This is a genomic window from Pantoea sp. SORGH_AS_0659, from assembly GCF_031453915.1.
Lineage (GTDB): Bacteria > Pseudomonadota > Gammaproteobacteria > Enterobacterales > Enterobacteriaceae > Pantoea > Pantoea leporis.
In genome coordinates, this window is record NZ_JAVJAK010000001.1 from 2767206 (window position 1) to 2785796 (window position 18591).

Consider the following 18591-nt stretch of genomic DNA (forward strand, 5'->3'; position numbering starts at 1 on the left):
TGAGGAATGACTGTGAATTTTGCTGGTAAAGAGATTGCCACCGATGCGGAAGGCTATCTGAAAAATAGCGCGGACTGGAGCGAGCCGCTGGCTGCTGCCATCGCGAAGCAAGAAGCGATCGTGATGAGTGACGCGCACTGGGAAGTAGTGCACTTTGTGCGCAACTTTTACCAGGAGTTTAATACGTCGCCGGCGGTGCGCATGCTGGTGAAAGCCATGGCGCAAAAGTATGGCGAGGAGAAAGGCAACAGCCGCTATCTGTTCCGTCTTTTCCCGGAAGGCCCGGCCAAGCAGGCGACCAAAATTGCTGGATTGCCAAAACCGGCGAAATGCTTGTAATCAGCCGGTGGTGAATCGGGTCGGCATTTCCCTGGGCTGATGCGGCTCCACCAGAACTTTATCCACCCGCGCGCTGCGCGGCCCACCCGCTTTGAGCCAACTGATTAATGCATCAACCTGCTGCGCCTCACCGGACGCCAGCACTTCAACGCTGCCGTCCGCCAGATTGTGCGCATAACCGTTAAGATTCAATTCTCTGGCCTGCGCTTGGGTGTGGTAGCGAAACCCCACGCCCTGCACGATGCCGTGCACCCAAATTTTACAGCATGTGGTAACCATTGCGTTCTCCCATCACCTTGCGTTGCAATTTGCCGCCATCCGCCGGAAAATGGCGCCTCATTTTTTCAGGTAAGCATAGCAAACTATGACCGTTCGATTGATTCTCACAAAGGGACGTGAAAAATCCCTGCTCCGCCGCCATCCGTGGGTGTTCTCTGGTGCCGTTGCACGTATGGAAGGTAAAGCCCAGTCTGGTGAAACCATTGATATCTGTGACTGCAATGGCAAATGGCTGGCTCGCGCCGCGTATTCTCCGCAATCACAAATTCGCGCACGCGTCTGGAGTTGGCAACAGGATGAGTCAATCGACATCACCTTCTTCGTGCGCCGCTTTGAGCAAGCCCAGCTGTGGCGTGACTGGCTGGCGAAACGTGATGGGCTGGACAGCTATCGCCTGATTGCCGGTGAGTCTGATGGCATGCCGGGCGTAACCATCGATCGCTTCGGCAACTTCCTGGTGATGCAGCTGTTGTCTGCGGGTGCCGAGTATCAGCGTCCGGCCATCGTCTCCGCCTTACAGCAGTGTTTCCCGGATTGCGCTATTTACGATCGCTCAGACGTGGCGGTGCGTAAAAAAGAGGGACTGGAGCTGGCGCAAGGGCCGGTTTCGGGTGAACTGCCGCCACCGCTGCTGCCGATTACTGAACACGGCATGAAGCTGCTGGTGGATATTCAGGGCGGTCATAAAACCGGCTATTACCTTGATCAGCGTGACAGCCGTTTTGCCACGCGTGGCTACTCAGATAATGCACGCGTGCTGAACTGCTTCTCTTACACCGGTGGTTTTGCGGTTTCTGCCTTGATGGGCGGCTGTTGTGAAGTGATTAGCGTTGATACTTCGCAAGACGCACTCGACGTGGCGAAACAGAACGTTGAACTCAATGGTCTGGATGTGTCGCGTGCCCAGTTTGTGCGTGACGATGTGTTCAAACTGCTGCGTCGTTATCGCGACAGCGGCGAAAAGTTCGACCTGATCGTCATGGATCCACCGAAATTCGTTGAAAATAAAAATCAGTTGATGGGCGCGTGTCGCGGCTATAAAGATATCAATATGCTGGCCATTCAGCTGTTGAATCCCGGTGGCGTATTGCTGACCTTCTCCTGTTCTGGCCTGATGCCAACCGATTTGTTCCAGAAAATCATCGCTGATGCCGCCGTTGATGCCGGTCGTGATGTACAATTTATAGAGCAGTTCCGTCAGGCAGCCGACCATCCAGTGATCGCCAGCTATCCTGAAGGGCTTTATCTGAAAGGTTTTGCCTGCCGCGTGCTGTGACTTGAAAACGCTGTCCCTGCCTCCATATTGGTTACAGGGCAGTCTTTTGGGAGGTCACAATGATTACGACTAAATTTGGAATTGGACAGCAGGTCCGACATCGTCTCTCCGGGGTGCTCGGCGTTATCGTGGATGTCGATCCGGAGTTTTCGCTTGATGAGCCAGAAGTTGATGATGTCGCTGCCAGCGAAACGCTGCGCGCCGCGCCCTGGTATCATGTGGTGATGGAAGATGAAGAAGGCGATCAGGTGCATACCTATGTCGCTGAAGTTCAGCTGGCGGGGGAAACCTCCTTCGAACATCCCGAACAACCTTCAATGGATGAGCTGGCCGCGTCAATTCGGCAACAGCTGCAGGCACCCAGCCTGAGACATTAATCAAACGGCGACTCAGGTCGCCGTTTCTGTTTTAGTGCCTAATCCCCAGCCGAGGAATTTCAATTTTTGGACAGCGATCCATTATCACGGTCATACCCGCGTCTTGCGCCAGCACCGCCGCCTGCTCATTAATCACGCCCAGCTGTAACCACAGCGTATCCGCTCCAATGGCGATCGCTTCCTGCGCAACGCCCCACGCCGCTTCGGCATTGCGAAACACATCTACCATATCCACTTTTCCGGGTACATCCGCCAGCGTGGCATAGGCGGTTTGACCAAGAAGTTGCTGTCCCGCCAATTTAGGACTCACCGGAATCACCTCGTATCCCTGATCAAGTAAATATTTCATCACGCCATAGCTCGGGCGATCGGGGCGGTCGCTGGCGCCCACTAACGCGATACGTTTGGTTTTAGTCAGAACATCGCGAATCGTTTGATCATTCATCTTTTTTCTCCTGGTTCATTCGCTTAAGTGTAGATGGCATTGCGCATCAGGCTGCAACTGTTGGTCACCAGAACTTTGCGCAGCAGCACGAATAAATATGTAAAAATGTAAATTTACTGCCATAATGTAATACTTTGCTACACATAATCGATTTACCCCCTTCTGCCGGGAGTTGAAATGAAGCTGTCTTTAACTGCTACGGGTTTACTGCTGTTGCTCGTATCAGCCTCATGCCAGGCCATCACTCTCAAGCTCGATCCCGAGATCGAACTGCTGGTGCTGGACGGGCGTAAAATTTCTGGTTCGCTGTTGAAAGGCGCAGGCAGCCTTGAGCTGGATCGTGGGCAGCATCAGTTTCTGTTTCGTGTGGAAAAACCGGGCACTGACGCCGCGCACTTTCAATCCGTGCCGATGATTGTCACTTTCAGCGCCAATGCCCATTCGGTGGCAATTCGCTTGCCTGCGCTCACTAATCGTCGTGAACGTACCACCTTCGACAAAACCCTCAACTTTCAACTGATTGATGAACGCGGCATAGAAATCACCAGCCTGCGCGACCATTTGCCGAAGCCAGGTGATAACGATTTCGAAAAGGCGATGGTGAATTATAATCGTGATGCCCACGCCGCTTCGGTTCCGCGTTTTGCCTTACATTCGCTGAGCGCCAGCGAGGCGCAGTTGAATCTGGATTACGCCTGGCAAGACGTTAGCGATCTTCCCTCTTTGCATGGCTGGTTCAAGCGTTTTGATGCCGCCACACGTCTGCGTTTTATTAGCTGGATGAAAACCTTACGCGCAAGTTGATAGTGATGAAACGCCAGGGGTAAACTCCTGCATTAACACATAATGCATGAGAAGAAACAGGAAGCCCTATGGAGCAGACCGTTCGTACCCTTCAGGTTCAGAAACATATCGCCCTCGTTGCACACGATCACTGTAAAGCCTCGCTGCTGGAGTGGGTGCAAACCAACCAAAGCACGCTGCAACAGCATGTGTTGTACGCTACCGGCACCACCGGCAATCTGATTAATCGTCATACCGGATTGGATGTTAACGCCATGCTAAGCGGCCCGATGGGCGGCGATCAGCAAGTGGGGGCGTTGATTTCGGAAGGTAAAATTGATGTGCTGATTTTCTTCTGGGATCCGCTGAATGCGGTGCCGCACGATCCAGATGTCAAAGCGCTGCTGCGCCTCGCCACGGTGTGGAATATCCCGGTGGCCAATAACCGCACCACCGCAGATTTTATTATCCAGTCACCGAAGTTTGCCCAACAGATTGAGATTCAGATTCCAGACTATCAGCGTTATCTCGCCGAACGCCTGAAACCCTAATCATCAGGCCTTACGGCTTTGTGGCACACCTAATTCGCGCAGGTGCTCGACAAATACCGAAGGCCGATCTTTATCGAACATCAGCCACACCTGCTGGCGCGCACGCGTCATCGCCACATACGCCAGCCGTCGCTCCTCCGCATCCGGGAAATCTTCCGGCTGCGGCAGCAAACCCTCTTCCATGATGGATTCCCGCGCTTGTGCCGGGAAACCGTCGCGTCCCTGATGCAGCCCCAATACAATAACAAAATCCGCCTGTTGTCCTTTGCTGGCATGGATCGTCATGAAATCCAGCTTTAACTTTGGCCAGCGCGTTTTAGCTTTATCGAGGATTGCCGGCCGCAAATGGTGGTAACGCGCTAGCAGCAGTACGCGCTCTTCGGGTTTGGCATAACCGCTCAGTTTATCGAACAGCGCTTCCAGTTGATCCTGCGGCAGCAAAGTCACCGATTTTTTATTACCTTTGCACAAGCTGTTCAACGGCTTGCGCAGCTGATGCGGGTTCTGTTGTACAAAGCGATTGGCTATCTCACCAATACGATCGTTAAAGCGATAGGTGGTATCCAGCACGCAGCGATCGCCATCGCCGAAATAGTGATGGAACGCGGTGGTCAAACTCATTTCGGCACCGCTAAAGCGATAGATTGCCTGCCAGTCATCGCCCACCGCGTACAGGCTGGTTCGCTTGTTTTGCTGACGCAGCGCCGTCAGCAGTGCGGCTCGCTGCGGTGAGATGTCCTGAAACTCATCGACCAGAATATGCTTCCACGGGCTGATAAAACGCCCTTTCTCCAGAATGGCAATCGCCTGATGAATCAGCCCGGAGAAATCGACCGCGCCCTCCTCTTTCAGCGCGCTTTTCCATGCCTTTAACAGTGGCGCCATCAGTTTGACACGCTTGCTGAAATTATCGCGCTGCGCTTCTGCCACATCCGCGATCATTGCCGCCTGCGCGCCGCCGTGCATGCGCATCAAGCCCAGCCAGCGCTCCATGCGCGATGCGATGCGCTGCGCCAGTTTGTCATCTTGCCAAAAGGGACCTTCGGGAATCTCCCACTCCAGCTCATCCTGCAACCACTGACGCCAGCCGCTGGCCTGCGCTTTCTTGCTGTTGCACTGCTCACGCCAGGTCTCTATCAGCAACTGACGCCGCGCCTTGCTGTCGCTTTCCAGCTTGCTGATCACCGGTTGTTTGTTACTGCCTTCGCGGATGATATGCAGCGCCAATGCATGGAAGGTACGCGCCTGAATCGCGCTTTCACCAAGGCGCGTTTGAATACGGTCATTCATCTCTTCTGCCGCCTGACGACCAAACGCCAGCAACAGAATTTGATCCGCTTGCGCCAGCTTGCGTTTTAGTAGCCAACCGGCGCGCGCCACCAGCACCGAGGTTTTGCCACTGCCCGCGCCCGCCAGCACCAGCAGCGCGTCTTCGCCATTCACTACAGCTTCGCATTGCGATGGATTGAGCGGCGTGGTTTCAACGGTGGAGAAGAATTCGTGATAGTCGCTGAGGATCTTGCTGGTCCATTGGCGATTGCGTTGGCGGATCGCTGCTTCACCTTGCTCCAGCCATTGCTGGCAGAATTCCCAGCGCTCACGACAGTTGTCAAACTCGGCAATACGCGCGAGAGGCAACGGCAAGGCAGAAAACTGGCGTGTAATGCTCTCTTTTACCGCGCTCAGCTCACTACGTTTCAACCAGCGATCCTGTTGGGTGAAGGCGAGGATTTCCTGCTCCAGCGCGACCAGCACCTCCGCGCTCACCTCGCTCATCTCCTGGCTCCACTGCTGCCAGGCGTGCTGCAAATAATGGAAAAAGCGCTGCGTTTCCTGCCATTCGGTGCCATGAAGGCGCACCACTTTCTCATCTGGCAGCAGAAACTCCAGTTCGCCCCATACCATGCCGCGTTTGCAGGCAATGTTGAGCAACTGGTTAAACGGAATCAGATATTCATGGCGATCGCCACTGACTTCCACGCCGGCGGCCAGCAAGCGCACCCGATTATAGGGATGCTGTGCCAGACGTTTACCCATTGATGTTGCTTTCAGTTCCATGTCCGCACCGTCATGTGGAATTCGATATCGCGCAGTTTACCTGTCAGACTCTTGGCGCTCCAGCCTTAAAAAGAGCTAAACTTGGCGCCACATATTGCGGATTGCAAAAGGAAAAACACGTTTATGCGTACCGTACTTAACATTCTTAATTTCATTCTCGGCGGCTTTTTCACCACCCTCAGCTGGCTGTTTGCCACGCTGGTGAGCATCGTGCTGATTTTTACGCTGCCGTTGACGCGTTCCTGCTGGGAAATCACCAAACTGTCTCTGCTGCCCTTTGGCAACGAAGCGGTGCATGTCGATGTGCTGCGTCCCGACAGTAAAAGCCATGTGATGAATACCGGCGGCACCTTCCTTAACATTTTCTGGCTGATACTGTTTGGCTGGTGGTTGTGTCTTGCGCATATCTCGGCCGGTATCGTGCAGTGTCTGACCATCATCGGCATTCCTGTTGGCATCGCCAACTTCAAAATTGCCGCGATTGCGCTGTGGCCGGTTGGCCGTCGCGTGGTCTCCGTTGAAGAAGCGCAGGCTGCGCGTGAAGCCAATGCGCGTCGCCGCTACTGAGGCCGTTCAATGATTCATGACGCCTTGCCAGGCTGGCGACGTTATCTGTTTAACAGCAGCCTGCGCTACTTGCTGCGCATCTTCTTTGCCTTAACCGGATGCGCGGCGGTACCGTGGTGGCTGCACCAAATCGAGTGGACCATTCCGCTGACGCTCGGCGTGGTCGCCGCGGCGCTGGCGGATCTCGACGATCGCTGGATTGGGCGTGTACGCAATCTTTTGATCACCCTGGTGTGTTTCTGTATTGCTTCGGTGTCGGTGGAACTGCTGTTCCCCCATCCGTGGGCGTTTGCTCTGGGTCTGGCGCTTTCCAGCTGGGGCTTTATTTTGCTCGGTGCGCTGGGACAGCGTTATGCCACCATCGCCTTTGGTGCGCTGCTGATTGCGGTTTATACCATGCTGGGCATCAGCTTGTTCCCACAGTGGTGGATGCAGCCAGCGCTGCTGTTGATCGGTGCCCTTTGGTACAACTTGCTGACCTTTGTTGGTCATTTGATGTTTCCGGTGCGTCCGGTGCAGGAACAGCTGGCAGGCAGTTTTTCCCAGCTGGCGCGCTATCTTGAAGCCAAAGCAAACCTGTTTGATCCCGATGGCGGCGATCAGGATGACGCTACGCTGGTTGCCACGGCGATGGTCAACAGCCAGTTGGTGGCCCAGCTCAATCTCACTAAAAGCACCATTCAAAGTCGTTTGCGTGGCGACCGCGGTTCACGCAGCACGCGTCGCAGCCTGCACTACTATTTTGTCGCGCAGGATATCCATGAACGCGCCAGCTCCTCGCATCTGCAATATCATTTGCTGCGTGATAACTGGCGTTACAACGAAGTGCTGTTCCGTTTCCAGCGCCTGATGAACATGCAAGCGCGCGCGTGTCGGCAACTGGCGGAGACCATTTTGCTGCGTCAGCCGTGGCATCACGACAGCCATTTTGAACGCACCTTTGAACGGCTGGAAACCGCGCTGCAACGCCTTCAGCAGAACGAGCCGCAGGATCCACACATTCACGCACTGTTCTGGCTGCTGCGTAATCTGCGTGCCATTGATGCGCAACTGGCATCGATTGAGTCAGAGCAGATGCTGGCCGAACCGTCCCCGCAGAGCGATCACCATCTGTCACGCGAAGGGCTCAGCGGCTGGGCGGATATCCGCTTACGCCTGAGTCGCCATCTCAGCCCACAATCTGCCCTGTTCCGCCATGCAGTGCGTATGTCGCTGGTATTGTGTGTTGGCTACGCCTTTATTCAAATCACCGGCGTCGATCGCGGTTACTGGATCTTGCTGACCAGCCTGTTCGTCTGCCAGCCCAATTACAACGCCACCCGACGCCGCCTCGCCTTGCGTATCGGCGGTACCTTAGCCGGCATCGCCATCGGTTTGCCGGTCTTGTGGCTGGTGCCCTCGATTGAAGGTCAACTGGTGCTGATTGTGCTGAGCGGCGTGCTGTTCTTCGCATTCCGCCAGATTCAATATGCACAAGCCACGTTGTTTATCACCTTGCTGGTTCTGCTGTGCTTCAATTTGCTCGGCGAAGGCTTTGAAGTGGCGCTACCGCGCGTGGTGGATACCTTGCTTGGCTGTGGCCTGGCATGGCTAGCGGTGGCTTTTGTCTGGCCTGACTGGCGTTTTCGCAAAATCACCGCCGTTGCCGATCGAACATTGGATGCCAACTGCCGCTATCTGGATGCGATTATGGAGCAATACCATCAAGGCAAGGACAATCGCCTGGCTTATCGCGTGGCACGTCGCGATGCGCATAACGCCGATGCTGAGCTAGCGTCAGTGGTGTCAAACATCAGTGGTGAACTTAAGCTACAACAACCGTTACGTGAGAATGCGTTTCGACTGCTGTGTCTGAACCACTCCTTCCTCAGCTATATCTCGGCGCTGGGAGCGCATCGCGAACAGCTGGCAGATAGTACCTTGCTGACCTTACTGGATGACGCGGTCTGCTTCATAGAAGATGTGCTGCAGATCGATCAGGTTACGGATACGCAAGCCACAGAGATGCAGCAGGCGCTAATGCAGCGCATGAGCGAGATGAAAAACAGCCCGGATACACGCGCACCATTAGTGATTCAGCAATTGGGATTGTTGGTCGCGCTGCTGCCCGAAATTGCCCGTCTACGCCGCACCCTCGTCAACGATTAAGGCTGCTGATGCTCCGCCGCCGCATGCTGGCGGAGCATTTTTAAATACCAGGCATAGAGCTCTTGCCGGATGGCGCTGGGTAACGCCGCCTCATGATGTCCTGATATTGCACCTTCCAGCGCCAGCAGCGTTTTTAACCCAATGTGCTTATTCACCGCGCGTAGTTTCAGCCAGCTTTGTCGCGATCCTGTTTCACACAGCAACCGCACCGAACTGATCCCCACCTTATGCAGCATTAGCTCCAGTCGCAGGCTTAAATTCGGCAGATCTTTCAATCGCAGCGAGACAAGTCTGGTAGCCGCTTCCTCCTGTGCGGCGCGCAATGAGCTAGCCGATAACTGCAATAATTGTTCGGGGTTTTGCCATAACTGTGTATCTACTTTGAAGTAGCTTAAGGTCACCGGCACGCCACGCTTGCGGTAAATCAGCGGTTCGAGTGAACGCTGTGCGTTATAGACGTGAAGCGCCTCGCTGGCTCGGAGATAAAGCGCATCTTCATTGATATAAGCAAAAATCACCTTCTCAATAGTCAGCGCATACCCCCCAAATTGCGTACGTGATTCAATTTTACCTAATGCCGCCAACTGCGCTTTCGATTGCTCAACTACCGGGTTATATCTCTTCATAACGCCCCCTTCAATGGATTCCATGCGCGGGAAATTTCCTATAAAAGCTCGCAGATTCATCTGGTTAGAAGATAAAAAAAACGATTTAGCTGTTCAATGAATAAAAGCAGGAGTGCGGGATCTTGTGCAGAAATTGCGAGGCGTTTTCAGAAATTGAGGTTGATCTTTATCCAGGAAGTCATTACTGTACATCCATACAGTTCATTACTGAGTGATTAAATTATGCGTACTCATTTCTCTGGCCCTGCTGATCGTTCACACCGTTTCGCTTCACCTGGCTTAGCGCAACCTTCGCTGGGTGGAATCACTGAACTGCGCTCCAGCGAACAACCTGAAATGATGCAACTTATGCTGCTTCCGGTACTAAAACAGTTGAGCGAGCAATCGCGCTGGCAGCTGTGGCTCACTCCGGCTCATAAGCTAAATCGTAGCTGGATGCAGCAGTCGGGATTGCCGTTAGAAAAGAGTATGCATATCACCGAATCTGAGCGTTTTAACACCGTTGAAAGTATGGTGAAGGCATTACGTACAGGTAACTACAGCGTCGTGCTTGCCTGGATTCCGTACGAATTGAGTGATGAAGAGCGTTTAGAATTGGAACAAGCAGCGGCGGAAGGTGAAGCACTCGGTCTGATTTTGCGTCCACAGGGACGTCAATATGCTCATTCCAGACAACCTAATGCGTCAAAAATTCCCTCAGATTTGTTTCATTAAGTAAATCCAGGAATTTTCTCAGCATTTTTTTTGCAAAAGTTGCATCTAAGCTACTGATTCTTTTCCCGCCAGCTATGACAATGGCTTAGACGCTTTTTTGTTTTCTAATACCGAAGATTTAGCCATATGATTTGTTAAAATGTGTGTATAAATCGCTGTTTTTTTGCTGCCCGGCGTCACATCATACTTGTAAGTTTCCAATCTCGTTGTAGACTTTAGCTCGCCAGGGTGCTCAATAACCTCCGTTTTTTCGGTAGAGTCAAAAGCGAGCGTTTAGACCCGGCGAAGGATTAACACAAAGAGCAACCTTTTTGCTCATTGCCTATTTGGATGATAACGAGGCGCAAAAATGAAAAAGACAGCTATCGCAATTGCAGTGGCACTGGCTGGCTTCGCTACCGTAGCGCAGGCCGCACCTAAAGATAACACTTGGTACACCGGTGCTAAACTGGGCTGGTCTCAGTATCACGATACTGGTTACTACGGTAACGGTTACGCGAACAACGACGGTCCAACTCACGAATCTCAGCTGGGTGCTGGTGCTTTCCTGGGTTATCAGGCTAACCCGTACCTGGGCTTCGAGCTGGGCTACGACTGGTTGGGCCGTATGCCTAACAAAGGCGACACCATCAACGGCGCGTTCAAAGCACAAGGCGTTCAGCTGGCTGCTAAACTGAGCTACCCAATTACCGAAGACTTCGATGTCTACACCCGTCTGGGTGGTATGGTATGGCGTGCTGATTCAACTCAGAACAACAACGGCGTTCGCATCAGCGACCACGACACCGGCGTTTCTCCGCTGGCTGCTGTTGGTGTTGAATACGCACTGACCAAAAACTGGGCAACTCGCCTGGACTACCAGTGGGTTAACAACATCGGTGACGCAGGTACCGTTGGTGCACGTCCAGACAACAGCATGCTGAGCGTAGGCGTTTCTTACCGTTTCGGTCAGGATGAAGATGCAGCGCCAGTTGTAGCTCCGGCTCCAGCTCCAGCGCCAGTTGTTGAAACCAAGCGTTTCACCCTGAAGTCTGACGTTCTGTTCACCTTCAACAAATCTACTCTGAAGCCAGAAGGTCAGCAGGCTCTTGATCAGCTGTACAGCCAGCTGAGCTCAATGGATCCGAAAGACGGCTCTGTTGTAGTACTGGGCTTCACCGATCGCATCGGTTCAGAGCAGTACAACCAGAAACTGTCTGAGAAGCGCGCGCAATCTGTAGTTGATTACCTGGTATCTAAAGGTATCCCTTCTAACAAGATCTCTGCACGCGGTATGGGCGAATCCAACCCAGTTACTGGCAACACCTGTGACAGCGTGAAAGGCCGCAATGCCCTGATCGACTGCCTGGCGCCAGACCGTCGCGTTGAAATTGACGTGAAAGGTATCAAAGACGTTGTAACTCAGCCACAGGCTTAAGTTATCACGCAGTAAAAAACCCCGCTAAGGCGGGGTTTTTTTATGGCTGAATGTAATGAGAACGAAAAAGGGATTCTACTCTTTTTCCGAGCCACCATTTCCGAGGATCGCCTGCAGATCTTGCTTCAGCGTAGACATCTGGCTGGCGTACTTCTCTTTGCGTTCAGCATCTTCAATTAACTGAACTATGGTTTCTGACAGCGTATTACTGCGACGATGCGCCAATCCTGCCAGACGCTGCCACACCAGATATTCCAGATCGATCGATTTCTTACGCGTGTGCTGATGCTCAGCATTAAAGTGACGTTTACGACGTGCACGTATCGTCTGCTTGAGACGATTCTCCAAATCTGGATGAATGTGCTGGGCGATCCACTCGTTAACCTCAACCGGGCTGTTTTCCATCGACAACAACGTATCGACCGCAGCTTGCGCCGCACTAAGCTCAAGATGACGGGTGATCAGTTCACCCTCCCGATGCTTTTTCACCAGGTATTTCCACTTCCATCCACTTTCAAGATTTTCGAGTTGCTGGTATTTCATCGGAATCTCATCGTGATCACGTAACAAACTAAGAATAACAGCTTTTTTCCTGGATGCAGCAAGGAAAAACATGTTGCAGCCGTCACAATCCGGGCCGGAACTCCGCCGTGATTAACCAGGTTGATTCCTGTATAATCGCGCTTTTCCTAAATCAGACTAATGCGAATATTTTGACCAGCACTCAAATTACGTGGCAAGCCCTGCAGCCGGATAGCGACCGCTACCAATCCATTTTCTCGAACGTCTCACTGGAAGATTGCGATAGTCTTGCCGCGGTTCAGCCGCGTCTGCTGAATGCGCTGGCGCATTTGCATCATCAAACCCTGGGTTTTCCGCTGCTGCTGTTACGCAGTCAGGAAAACAGCGATTACCTGGCCTGCATCGCCGATGCGGCGCAACGTTTCCAGCCGGATGAGATTTCTCTTTACGGTGGCGACTATCATGTGATGGGTGATACCGTCAGTCTTCTACCGCCAACCGATATCAATCGCCCCTTCACCAGTCAGGGCGGCGTGCATTTCGCCGACTGGATTGAAGCTGAACAGTTGTTCGGTTGCGTACGTCAATATAAAGACCGTGTGCAGCCTGAACCGGGCTTACTGCATCGCGCCAATGGCGGTACGTTGATTCTTGCGGTCAACACTTTACTGGCACAGCCGCTGCTGTGGCTGCGTTTGCGTAAGTGTATTGAGCAAGGTCGCTTCGATTGGTATTCACAGGATGAGCGTCAACCATTGCCCGTTGCCATTCCCCCGCTACCGTTGCAAGTGCGTCTGGTACTGTGTGGCGACCGTGATGCACTGGCCGCCTTCCAGGAAATGGACGTCGAAGTTCATGAGATGGCGCTGTATAGCGAATTCGAAGAGAGCTTACAAATTCTCGACGAAGATGACATGACGTCATGGTGCCAGTGGACGCTAACGCAAGCCGAACAAGCCGGATTAGCGCAGCCTGAAGCCGATTTCTGGCCATTGTTGATCACCGAAGCAGCACGCATGACCGGTGATCAAGACACGTTGCCGCTTTGCCCGCGCTGGCTGCGTCGCCAGCTGCAAGAAGCGGCGCTGCATGGCGACTGCATCAATGGCGAAGCGTTGAAAGAAGCGCTGGAAGCGCGCCAATGGCGTGAAGGCTTCCTCGCCGATCGCATGCGTGATGAAATCCTGCTTAATCAGATCATGATTGAAACCGAAGGCGAAGTGGTTGGGCAAATCAACGGCCTTTCGGTGGTTGAGTTCCCAGGCCATCCGCGTCCGTGGGGAGAACCTTCGCGCATTACCTGTGTGGTACATCCGGGCGATGGCGAGTTCACCGATGTGGAGCGCAAAGCCGAATTAGGTGGCAACATCCATGCGAAAGGCATGATGATTATGCAAGCCTACCTGATTGCCGAGCTGGAGCTGGAGCAACAGCTGCCCTTCTCCGCTTCACTGGTGTTTGAACAATCCTACTCCGAAGTGGATGGCGACAGCGCCTCGCTGGCCGAGCTCTGTGCGTTAATCAGTGCGCTGGCTAATCAGCCGGTTAACCAGCAGATTGCGGTGACCGGCTCAGTTGATCAGTTTGGTAACGTGCAGCCCGTCGGCGGCCTGAACGAAAAAATTGAAGGCTTCTTCCAAATCTGTCATTCACGTGAATTGACCGGCAAGCAAGGTGTCATTTTCCCTGCCAGTAACGCGCGCCATCTCAGTCTGAATCAGGATGTTGTGGAAGCGGTTAAGGCCGGACAATTCCATCTTTGGGCCATTGAGAGCGTAGATGAAGCGTTGCCGCTGCTGACCGGCATTGCCTGGCAGAGTGAAAGCGGCGAATCTCTGCTTAGCACCATTCAGGAACGTATTACCCAGCTGAACCAGCAGGAAGCTCGCCTGCGTCCGTGGCCACTGCGTTGGCTCAACTGGTTCAACCACAGCTGATAACATTGCTCAGCGTACAACTGTTCGCTAATATTCGGGCTTCACTAAAAGAAGGCATATTGAGAACATGGTAGATAAACGCGAATCCTATAGTAAAGAAGACCTGATTGCCTCGGGTCGCGGCGAACTGTTTGGCGAAAATGGACCGCCGCTTCCATCCAACAACATGTTGATGATGGACCGCGTGGTCAAAATGACCGAAGACGGCGGTAAATTCGATAAAGGTTTCGTCGAAGCCGAACTGGATATCCGCCCTGACCTGTGGTTCTTTGACTGCCACTTCATTGGCGATCCGGTAATGCCGGGTTGCCTCGGCCTGGATGCGATGTGGCAGCTGGTGGGTTTCTACCTCGGCTGGCTGGGCGCAGAAGGTAAAGGCCGCGCGTTGGGCGTGGGTGAAGTGAAGTTCACTGGACAAGTCCTGCCTACTGCCAAAAAAGTGACCTATAAAATTCACTTCAAACGTGTGATTAACCGTAAACTGGTGATGGGCGTGGCAGATGGCGAAGTCTTCGTTGACGGGAACCTGATTTACTCTGCGACCGATTTGAAAGTGGGTCTGTTCAAAGACACTTCAGCTTTCTAATCCTTCCAAATGAAAACCTCCGCACGCAGCGGAGGTTTCTTCCATAATGTTAGACATCCAGCAGTGCTAGGCCACCGCTGACCTGTCCTCCATGGCTTGACGCCAACCTCCCAACCAGTGAGACCGTGCATCGATCAATTGATAAGGGCATATCTCTTTCGAGCGGCCCGTAATACCGGCTTGGTAGCCTCGTGAATGTGCTCGTTCCAGGCGGTCTCTCTTCTGTCTCTTCATGCCTCGTTTCCCTCATTTCAGGTCTGGTGGAATCTGGGTGGAAAGAAAGAGTGGCGATATAATGTTCAACCACAGTAATGTTCTAACCCGATGCCGAAGAAAGGTCAATGCGCAAAATTCACGCCAATGTCATGTTTTTGACGTTAAAGTGCCATGTAGAATTGTCAGTTGATCGTCTATCTGGCTGATTAGGCAATAAAAAAAGCCCCTGATTTGACTGCGATCACACTACAGTAAATCAAGGACTTAGCATAAGCATCGAACAAATCTTAATTTAGCGAAACGACACTATTTGCGATTTGTTGTGCGGTTTGCTGCCAGCCGAGAGCCAGAGTACGTACCAGCGCATCGTAGCCATCTTCGGTTTGCGGCAGCGTCAGATTAAAGCCATGTTTGATTAGGCGTCCTTGATGCTGCAGTAACCATTCGCCACTCACCACCACTTGTCCATCGTAGCGTCCCTGGAAACCGGTAACGTTTACCGACAGCGTATCGTGCGTATCGCCCAGCGGCGCACCGGCAACCAGGCGGCCAGGTAGCGCTTTACTGAGATTACTGATCAACGTTTGCTGCAGCTGTTGATCGAGCGGACTGGCCCACAGGTTATTGGCTGCAATCACGTACTTCACATCGCTGGTCTGATAGACCAGGCCATTGCCCGCCATGTAATCCGGTACCGTTACTTGCTCAACCCAAATCATCGGTTGGCCAGTGCCCGCGGCACTTTCAACGCGCGCCACATTGCTGCCCGCAGGCAGCTGATAATAGGTATTTTCAATGGTGCTGCTGCAGCCTGCCAGCAGCAACAGCGCCCCGATAATTAGCCCTTTTTTCACTGTTTCGCCCTCTTTGGCTGTGGATCCTGGCCCGGCTTGGCCTCAAACACCAGCGCGTTACTTTTGCTATTCAGCGTTTTCAGCACCGGCTGCAGTTCTCGCAGTACCTGATCAAGCCGCTGCATATCGCCCACCAGCTTGCTGTAAGCCGGTGAACCTGGCTGCAGCCCTTTCATGCTGCGGTTCAGTTCGCGCAGGGTTTGCTGCATGTCTGAAGGCAGGGTTTTCATCGCCGGATTCGCCGTGATCTGATTAAGGTTATCCAGCGTTTTCTGCAGCCGCTGCAGGGTGCGCTGGCTCTCTTTCAAGGTACCTGTGGCTTCATTCAGCACTGGATTAAGTGGCAAGCCGTTGATCTTATCCAGCGCCGCCATCAGTTTCTGCTGAATCTGCGCCAGGCCGCCGCTGACGGTTGGAATCACTTCCAGGCCAGCCACCTGATTCGGGCCTTGATACGCCGGTGCGTTATCGTAGAAATCGAGGTCGATAAAAAGCGCGCCAGACAGCAGGTTGCCGGTTTTCAGCGTCGCACGCAGACCGCGTTTTTTGCCATCCTGCAGATGCTGCTCAAGATTGAAATCTCCGCCCAGGCGATTAACAAACCGATCCGGCTCAATGCGAATCAGCACCGGCACACGATAATCCGTATTCAGCGCCTGATTCACGCCCGGAATCATATAAGGCACTTGTGACACCGTACCCAAACGAATGCCGCGGAACTCAACCGGTGCGCCAACCTGCAAGCCGCGAATTGAATCGGTGAAGAACAGCAGGAAATCGGTATGAGCACTGTAGAGCGAATCCTGGATGCTGCGCTGATCGTCGTACAGATGGTATTCCGCCTTGTTCTCCGCCGCCCGGCCCAGCTCAGCGCCGTCCGGCACATCAAAGCTGACGCCGCCGCTGAATAGCGTAGTGAGCGATCCCATCTCTACGCGCATGCCTGATGCAGACATATCGACGGCAATACCACTGTCTTTCCAGAAACGCACGTTGGTGGTGATCAGGCGATCGTAAGGCGCCGAGATAAACAGCTGATAAGTCATCATGCGTTTATCGGTATCAAAGTTGCTGGTTTCCACTGAACCTACGCGATAACCGCGGAACAGCACCGGATCGCCCGCATTAAGCTGACCGGCTTTTTTACTGTCGAGCGTTATGCGAATGCCTTTGGCATCCGGCGGCGCCAGCGGCGGTGCATCCAGCAGTTGATAACGTTCCGGCTTATCGCCCTTCGCGCCCGGCTGCAGCTCGATATAGGCACCGGAAAGCAGCGTGCCCAATCCGGTAATGCCTTCGCGACCAATTTGCGGTTTCACCACCCAAAATGCGCTGTCGCCCTGCAGCAACTTTTCCATGCCCGAATTAAGACGCGCTTTAATCTCTACATGGTGCAAATCGTCGGTCAGAACCGCGCTTTCCACCACACCGACGTTGACGCTGCGGCTCTTAATGGTGGTTTTACCGGCTTCGATGCCTTCCGCATTCTCGGTAATCAGCGTCACTTCCGGGCCCTGATGGCTGAAGTGATAAAAAAGAATCCATCCGCCGATTAACAGCGTGACAATAGGTACAATCCAGACCGGCGACCAGCGTTTAATCTGGTCGACCTTAGCAGTCCCGTGATGGTTGTCCGTCAAGACGCGGCTCCTTACGTTCAGTTTCTCGTTGTCGATCCCACAGCAGGCGCGGATCAAAGGTCATTGCGGCAAACATGGTGAGGATGACCACCATGGCAAACAGCAGCGCGCCCGGCGCAGGATACACGCTCATCAGCCGACCCATCCGCACCAGCGCAGAGAGAACGGCGATTACAAACACATCAATCATTGACCAACGGCCAACGAATTCAACCACCTCATAAACCACGTGCATCTTTTCATCATCGCGCCCACCGCGTCCGCTGCCGTGCCAGCACAGCCAGGCAATCGCCAGCATTTTCAGCGAAGGCACCATGATACTGGCGATGAAGATCACCAGCGCCACCGGCCACGAACCGTCGCTCCATAGCAAAATTACCCCGGCCATAATGTTCGAAGGATATTGCGAACCGAGCGTTTCGGTCACCATGATCGGCATGATATTCGAGGGAATGTAGAGCATCACCGAGGTGATCAGCAGCGCCAGCGTCCACTGCAGACTGTGCTTGCGGCGCGCATGCGCCTTCACACCACAACGCGGGCACGCCAGTTGGTCAGCGGGCAGAATCGCGGTACAACACGGACAGCTACGCAAACCTTGCTTGAGGCCGCTAACACCGGCCAGCGGCGTTTTCGGCAACGGCGGTAACGGATTGATGCGGTGCCACACCCAACGGCGATCAACACATTGAAAAGCGCGCAATTGCAACACGCAGAACAGACACCACGGCCAAAAACTGCTGCCGAGGCCAATCTCACCATACGCCATCAGCTTAACGAAACTGACCAGCACGCCGGCCATAAAAATTTCCGCCATGCCCCAGCTACGCAGCTGAAACAGCACGCGCGCCAACCCAAGCCGCAGGCTGTGCGGCATGCGGACGTTATTGACCAGCAGAATAATGGTGATCATGCAGAAGGCAGGAATGCCCTGCACAAACAGCAGAAACAGCGTTGCCAGGCTGCGGTAATCTTCGCGATCCATCACCTGGGGAATTTCGAGCAGCGATATCTGGCTGCTCAATCCCGCGACGTGCATATTGATGAAAGGAAACAGATTGGCCAGCACCAGCATGAACAGCGCCGAAAAGGCGTAGCCGGTCGGACGTCGACGCGGCTCCTCCCAGTTGGCTTGCAGCGTGGTGTGACAACGCGGGCAACGCGCACGGCTGCCAACCGGTACAGCGGGCAGCTTTACTGTTAAATCACACTGTGGACAAAGACTCCACTGATGCGCTTGATCCGCTGCACACATG

General features: G+C 53.6%; 20 protein-coding genes. 11 read left to right on the forward strand and 9 right to left on the reverse strand.

All coding sequences use genetic code 11. The features are described 5' to 3' along the window. The first annotated feature begins 12 nt into the window (after positions 1-12). Positions 13-339 carry a sulfurtransferase TusE gene (tusE, locus tag Q3H59_RS13120; protein WP_280172659.1) on the forward strand — a complete coding sequence of 109 codons (327 nt, stop codon included), beginning with the start codon at positions 13-15 and terminating at the stop codon, positions 337-339. Here the strand turns inward: tusE and yccX are convergent, their stop codons facing one another. Continuing rightward, a complete protein-coding gene (gene yccX, locus Q3H59_RS13125) occupies positions 340-618 on the reverse strand; it encodes an acylphosphatase (protein ID WP_137385522.1) in 279 nt (92 codons plus the stop codon). It lies immediately after the preceding gene. 85 nt (positions 619-703) lie between these two features. Between yccX and rlmI the strand changes: the two genes are divergently transcribed. Both rlmI and hspQ read left to right on the forward strand, forming a co-directional pair. Next, positions 704-1894 carry a 23S rRNA (cytosine(1962)-C(5))-methyltransferase RlmI gene (gene rlmI / locus Q3H59_RS13130; RefSeq protein ID WP_309835267.1) on the forward strand — a complete coding sequence of 397 codons (1191 nt, stop codon included), beginning with the start codon at positions 704-706 and terminating at the stop codon, positions 1892-1894. Between the two features lie 59 nt (positions 1895-1953). Next, the gene (gene hspQ / locus Q3H59_RS13135) at positions 1954-2271 is read left to right on the forward strand and encodes a heat shock protein HspQ (RefSeq protein WP_008101422.1); all 318 of its coding nucleotides are present in this window, start codon (positions 1954-1956) and stop codon (positions 2269-2271) included. A 31-nt stretch (positions 2272-2302) separates the two neighbouring features. On the opposite strand, the gene Q3H59_RS13140 is transcribed toward hspQ, so the two are convergent. Next, on the reverse strand, positions 2303-2716 hold the full coding sequence (locus Q3H59_RS13140) for a CoA-binding protein (RefSeq protein WP_101760915.1): 414 nt from the start codon (positions 2714-2716) through the stop codon (positions 2303-2305). Between the two features lie 177 nt (positions 2717-2893). Between Q3H59_RS13140 and Q3H59_RS13145 the strand changes: the two genes are divergently transcribed. Continuing rightward, complete coding sequence (locus Q3H59_RS13145) at positions 2894-3520, forward strand: DUF2057 family protein (RefSeq protein ID WP_192234368.1); 627 nt, start codon at positions 2894-2896, stop codon at positions 3518-3520. A gap of 68 nt (positions 3521-3588) precedes the next feature. Then, positions 3589-4050, forward strand: coding sequence for a methylglyoxal synthase (locus Q3H59_RS13150; RefSeq protein WP_101760917.1), 462 nt, complete (start codon positions 3589-3591; stop codon positions 4048-4050). 3 nt (positions 4051-4053) lie between these two features. On the opposite strand, the gene helD is transcribed toward Q3H59_RS13150, so the two are convergent. Then, positions 4054-6108, reverse strand: coding sequence for a DNA helicase IV (gene helD, locus Q3H59_RS13155; protein ID WP_192413825.1), 2055 nt, complete (start codon positions 6106-6108; stop codon positions 4054-4056). A 123-nt stretch (positions 6109-6231) separates the two neighbouring features. Between helD and Q3H59_RS13160 the strand changes: the two genes are divergently transcribed. Then, positions 6232-6675, forward strand: a complete 444-nt coding sequence (locus Q3H59_RS13160) for a YccF domain-containing protein (protein ID WP_008101434.1) — start codon at positions 6232-6234, stop codon at positions 6673-6675. A 9-nt stretch (positions 6676-6684) separates the two neighbouring features. Beyond that, a complete protein-coding gene (yccS, locus tag Q3H59_RS13165) occupies positions 6685-8823 on the forward strand; it encodes a YccS family putative transporter (protein WP_192234372.1) in 2139 nt (712 codons plus the stop codon). Here yccS and Q3H59_RS13170 read toward each other — a convergent pair. After that, positions 8820-9449, reverse strand: coding sequence for a TfoX/Sxy family DNA transformation protein (locus Q3H59_RS13170; RefSeq protein ID WP_101760920.1), 630 nt, complete (start codon positions 9447-9449; stop codon positions 8820-8822). The genes yccS and Q3H59_RS13170 overlap by 4 nt on opposite strands. A 222-nt stretch (positions 9450-9671) precedes the next feature. Between Q3H59_RS13170 and sulA the strand changes: the two genes are divergently transcribed. Together sulA and ompA are read left to right on the forward strand one after the other, a co-directional pair. After that, positions 9672-10163 carry an SOS-induced cell division inhibitor SulA gene (gene sulA / locus Q3H59_RS13175; protein WP_101760921.1) on the forward strand — a complete coding sequence of 164 codons (492 nt, stop codon included), beginning with the start codon at positions 9672-9674 and terminating at the stop codon, positions 10161-10163. A gap of 349 nt (positions 10164-10512) precedes the next feature. Further along, the gene (gene ompA, locus Q3H59_RS13180) at positions 10513-11580 is read left to right on the forward strand and encodes a porin OmpA (RefSeq protein ID WP_192413827.1); all 1068 of its coding nucleotides are present in this window, start codon (positions 10513-10515) and stop codon (positions 11578-11580) included. Between the two features lie 75 nt (positions 11581-11655). Here the strand turns inward: ompA and matP are convergent, their stop codons facing one another. Continuing rightward, positions 11656-12123 (reverse strand): macrodomain Ter protein MatP, encoded by a 468-nt coding sequence (gene matP, locus Q3H59_RS13185; protein ID WP_309835274.1) that lies wholly within the window; start codon positions 12121-12123, stop codon positions 11656-11658. A gap of 53 nt (positions 12124-12176) precedes the next feature. On the opposite strand from matP, the gene Q3H59_RS13190 reads away from it, so the two are divergent. Both Q3H59_RS13190 and fabA read left to right on the forward strand, forming a co-directional pair. Beyond that, entirely contained in the window at positions 12177-14039 is a 1863-nt protein-coding gene (locus Q3H59_RS13190; RefSeq protein ID WP_309835276.1) for a Lon protease family protein, read from the forward strand. Between the two features lie 67 nt (positions 14040-14106). After that, positions 14107-14625 carry a bifunctional 3-hydroxydecanoyl-ACP dehydratase/trans-2-decenoyl-ACP isomerase gene (gene fabA, locus Q3H59_RS13195; RefSeq protein WP_101760924.1) on the forward strand — a complete coding sequence of 173 codons (519 nt, stop codon included), beginning with the start codon at positions 14107-14109 and terminating at the stop codon, positions 14623-14625. Between the two features lie 66 nt (positions 14626-14691). Here fabA and rmf read toward each other — a convergent pair whose 3' ends face one another. From rmf to pqiA, 4 genes are all read right to left on the reverse strand, one after another. Beyond that, positions 14692-14859: a ribosome modulation factor gene (rmf, locus tag Q3H59_RS13200; protein ID WP_071531634.1), complete on the reverse strand. Its 168-nt coding sequence runs from the start codon at positions 14857-14859 to the stop codon at positions 14692-14694. 269 nt (positions 14860-15128) lie between these two features. Next, positions 15129-15695 (reverse strand): membrane integrity-associated transporter subunit PqiC, encoded by a 567-nt coding sequence (gene pqiC, locus Q3H59_RS13205; protein ID WP_101760925.1) that lies wholly within the window; start codon positions 15693-15695, stop codon positions 15129-15131. Continuing rightward, positions 15692-17335 carry an intermembrane transport protein PqiB gene (gene pqiB / locus Q3H59_RS13210; RefSeq protein ID WP_192413831.1) on the reverse strand — a complete coding sequence of 548 codons (1644 nt, stop codon included), beginning with the start codon at positions 17333-17335 and terminating at the stop codon, positions 15692-15694. Before pqiB ends, pqiC begins: the two co-directional genes overlap by 4 nt. After that, positions 17307-18590: a membrane integrity-associated transporter subunit PqiA gene (pqiA, locus tag Q3H59_RS13215; protein ID WP_309835280.1), complete on the reverse strand. Its 1284-nt coding sequence runs from the start codon at positions 18588-18590 to the stop codon at positions 17307-17309. The genes pqiB and pqiA overlap by 29 nt, the downstream gene beginning before the upstream one ends. Position 18591 lies beyond the last annotated feature (1 nt).

Coding starts and splice junctions, on each gene's coding strand:
- Q3H59_RS13145 (WP_192234368.1), top strand. CDS start 2,894: ATGAAGCTGTCTTTAACTGCTACGGGTTTACTGCTGTTGCTCGTATCA.
- ompA (WP_192413827.1), top strand. CDS start 10,513: ATGAAAAAGACAGCTATCGCAATTGCAGTGGCACTGGCTGGCTTCGCT.
- Q3H59_RS13150 (WP_101760917.1), top strand. CDS start 3,589: ATGGAGCAGACCGTTCGTACCCTTCAGGTTCAGAAACATATCGCCCTC.
- fabA (WP_101760924.1), top strand. CDS start 14,107: ATGGTAGATAAACGCGAATCCTATAGTAAAGAAGACCTGATTGCCTCG.
- matP (WP_309835274.1), bottom strand. CDS start 12,123: ATGAAATACCAGCAACTCGAAAATCTTGAAAGTGGATGGAAGTGGAAA.
- sulA (WP_101760921.1), top strand. CDS start 9,672: ATGCGTACTCATTTCTCTGGCCCTGCTGATCGTTCACACCGTTTCGCT.
- helD (WP_192413825.1), bottom strand. CDS start 6,108: ATGGAACTGAAAGCAACATCAATGGGTAAACGTCTGGCACAGCATCCC.
- rmf (WP_071531634.1), bottom strand. CDS start 14,859: ATGAAGAGACAGAAGAGAGACCGCCTGGAACGAGCACATTCACGAGGC.
- Q3H59_RS13140 (WP_101760915.1), bottom strand. CDS start 2,716: ATGAATGATCAAACGATTCGCGATGTTCTGACTAAAACCAAACGTATC.
- hspQ (WP_008101422.1), top strand. CDS start 1,954: ATGATTACGACTAAATTTGGAATTGGACAGCAGGTCCGACATCGTCTC.
- rlmI (WP_309835267.1), top strand. CDS start 704: ATGACCGTTCGATTGATTCTCACAAAGGGACGTGAAAAATCCCTGCTC.
- Q3H59_RS13170 (WP_101760920.1), bottom strand. CDS start 9,449: ATGAAGAGATATAACCCGGTAGTTGAGCAATCGAAAGCGCAGTTGGCG.
- yccS (WP_192234372.1), top strand. CDS start 6,685: ATGATTCATGACGCCTTGCCAGGCTGGCGACGTTATCTGTTTAACAGC.
- Q3H59_RS13190 (WP_309835276.1), top strand. CDS start 12,177: ATGCAGCAAGGAAAAACATGTTGCAGCCGTCACAATCCGGGCCGGAAC.
- Q3H59_RS13160 (WP_008101434.1), top strand. CDS start 6,232: ATGCGTACCGTACTTAACATTCTTAATTTCATTCTCGGCGGCTTTTTC.
- pqiA (WP_309835280.1), bottom strand. CDS start 18,590: ATGTGTGCAGCGGATCAAGCGCATCAGTGGAGTCTTTGTCCACAGTGT.
- yccX (WP_137385522.1), bottom strand. CDS start 618: ATGGTTACCACATGCTGTAAAATTTGGGTGCACGGCATCGTGCAGGGC.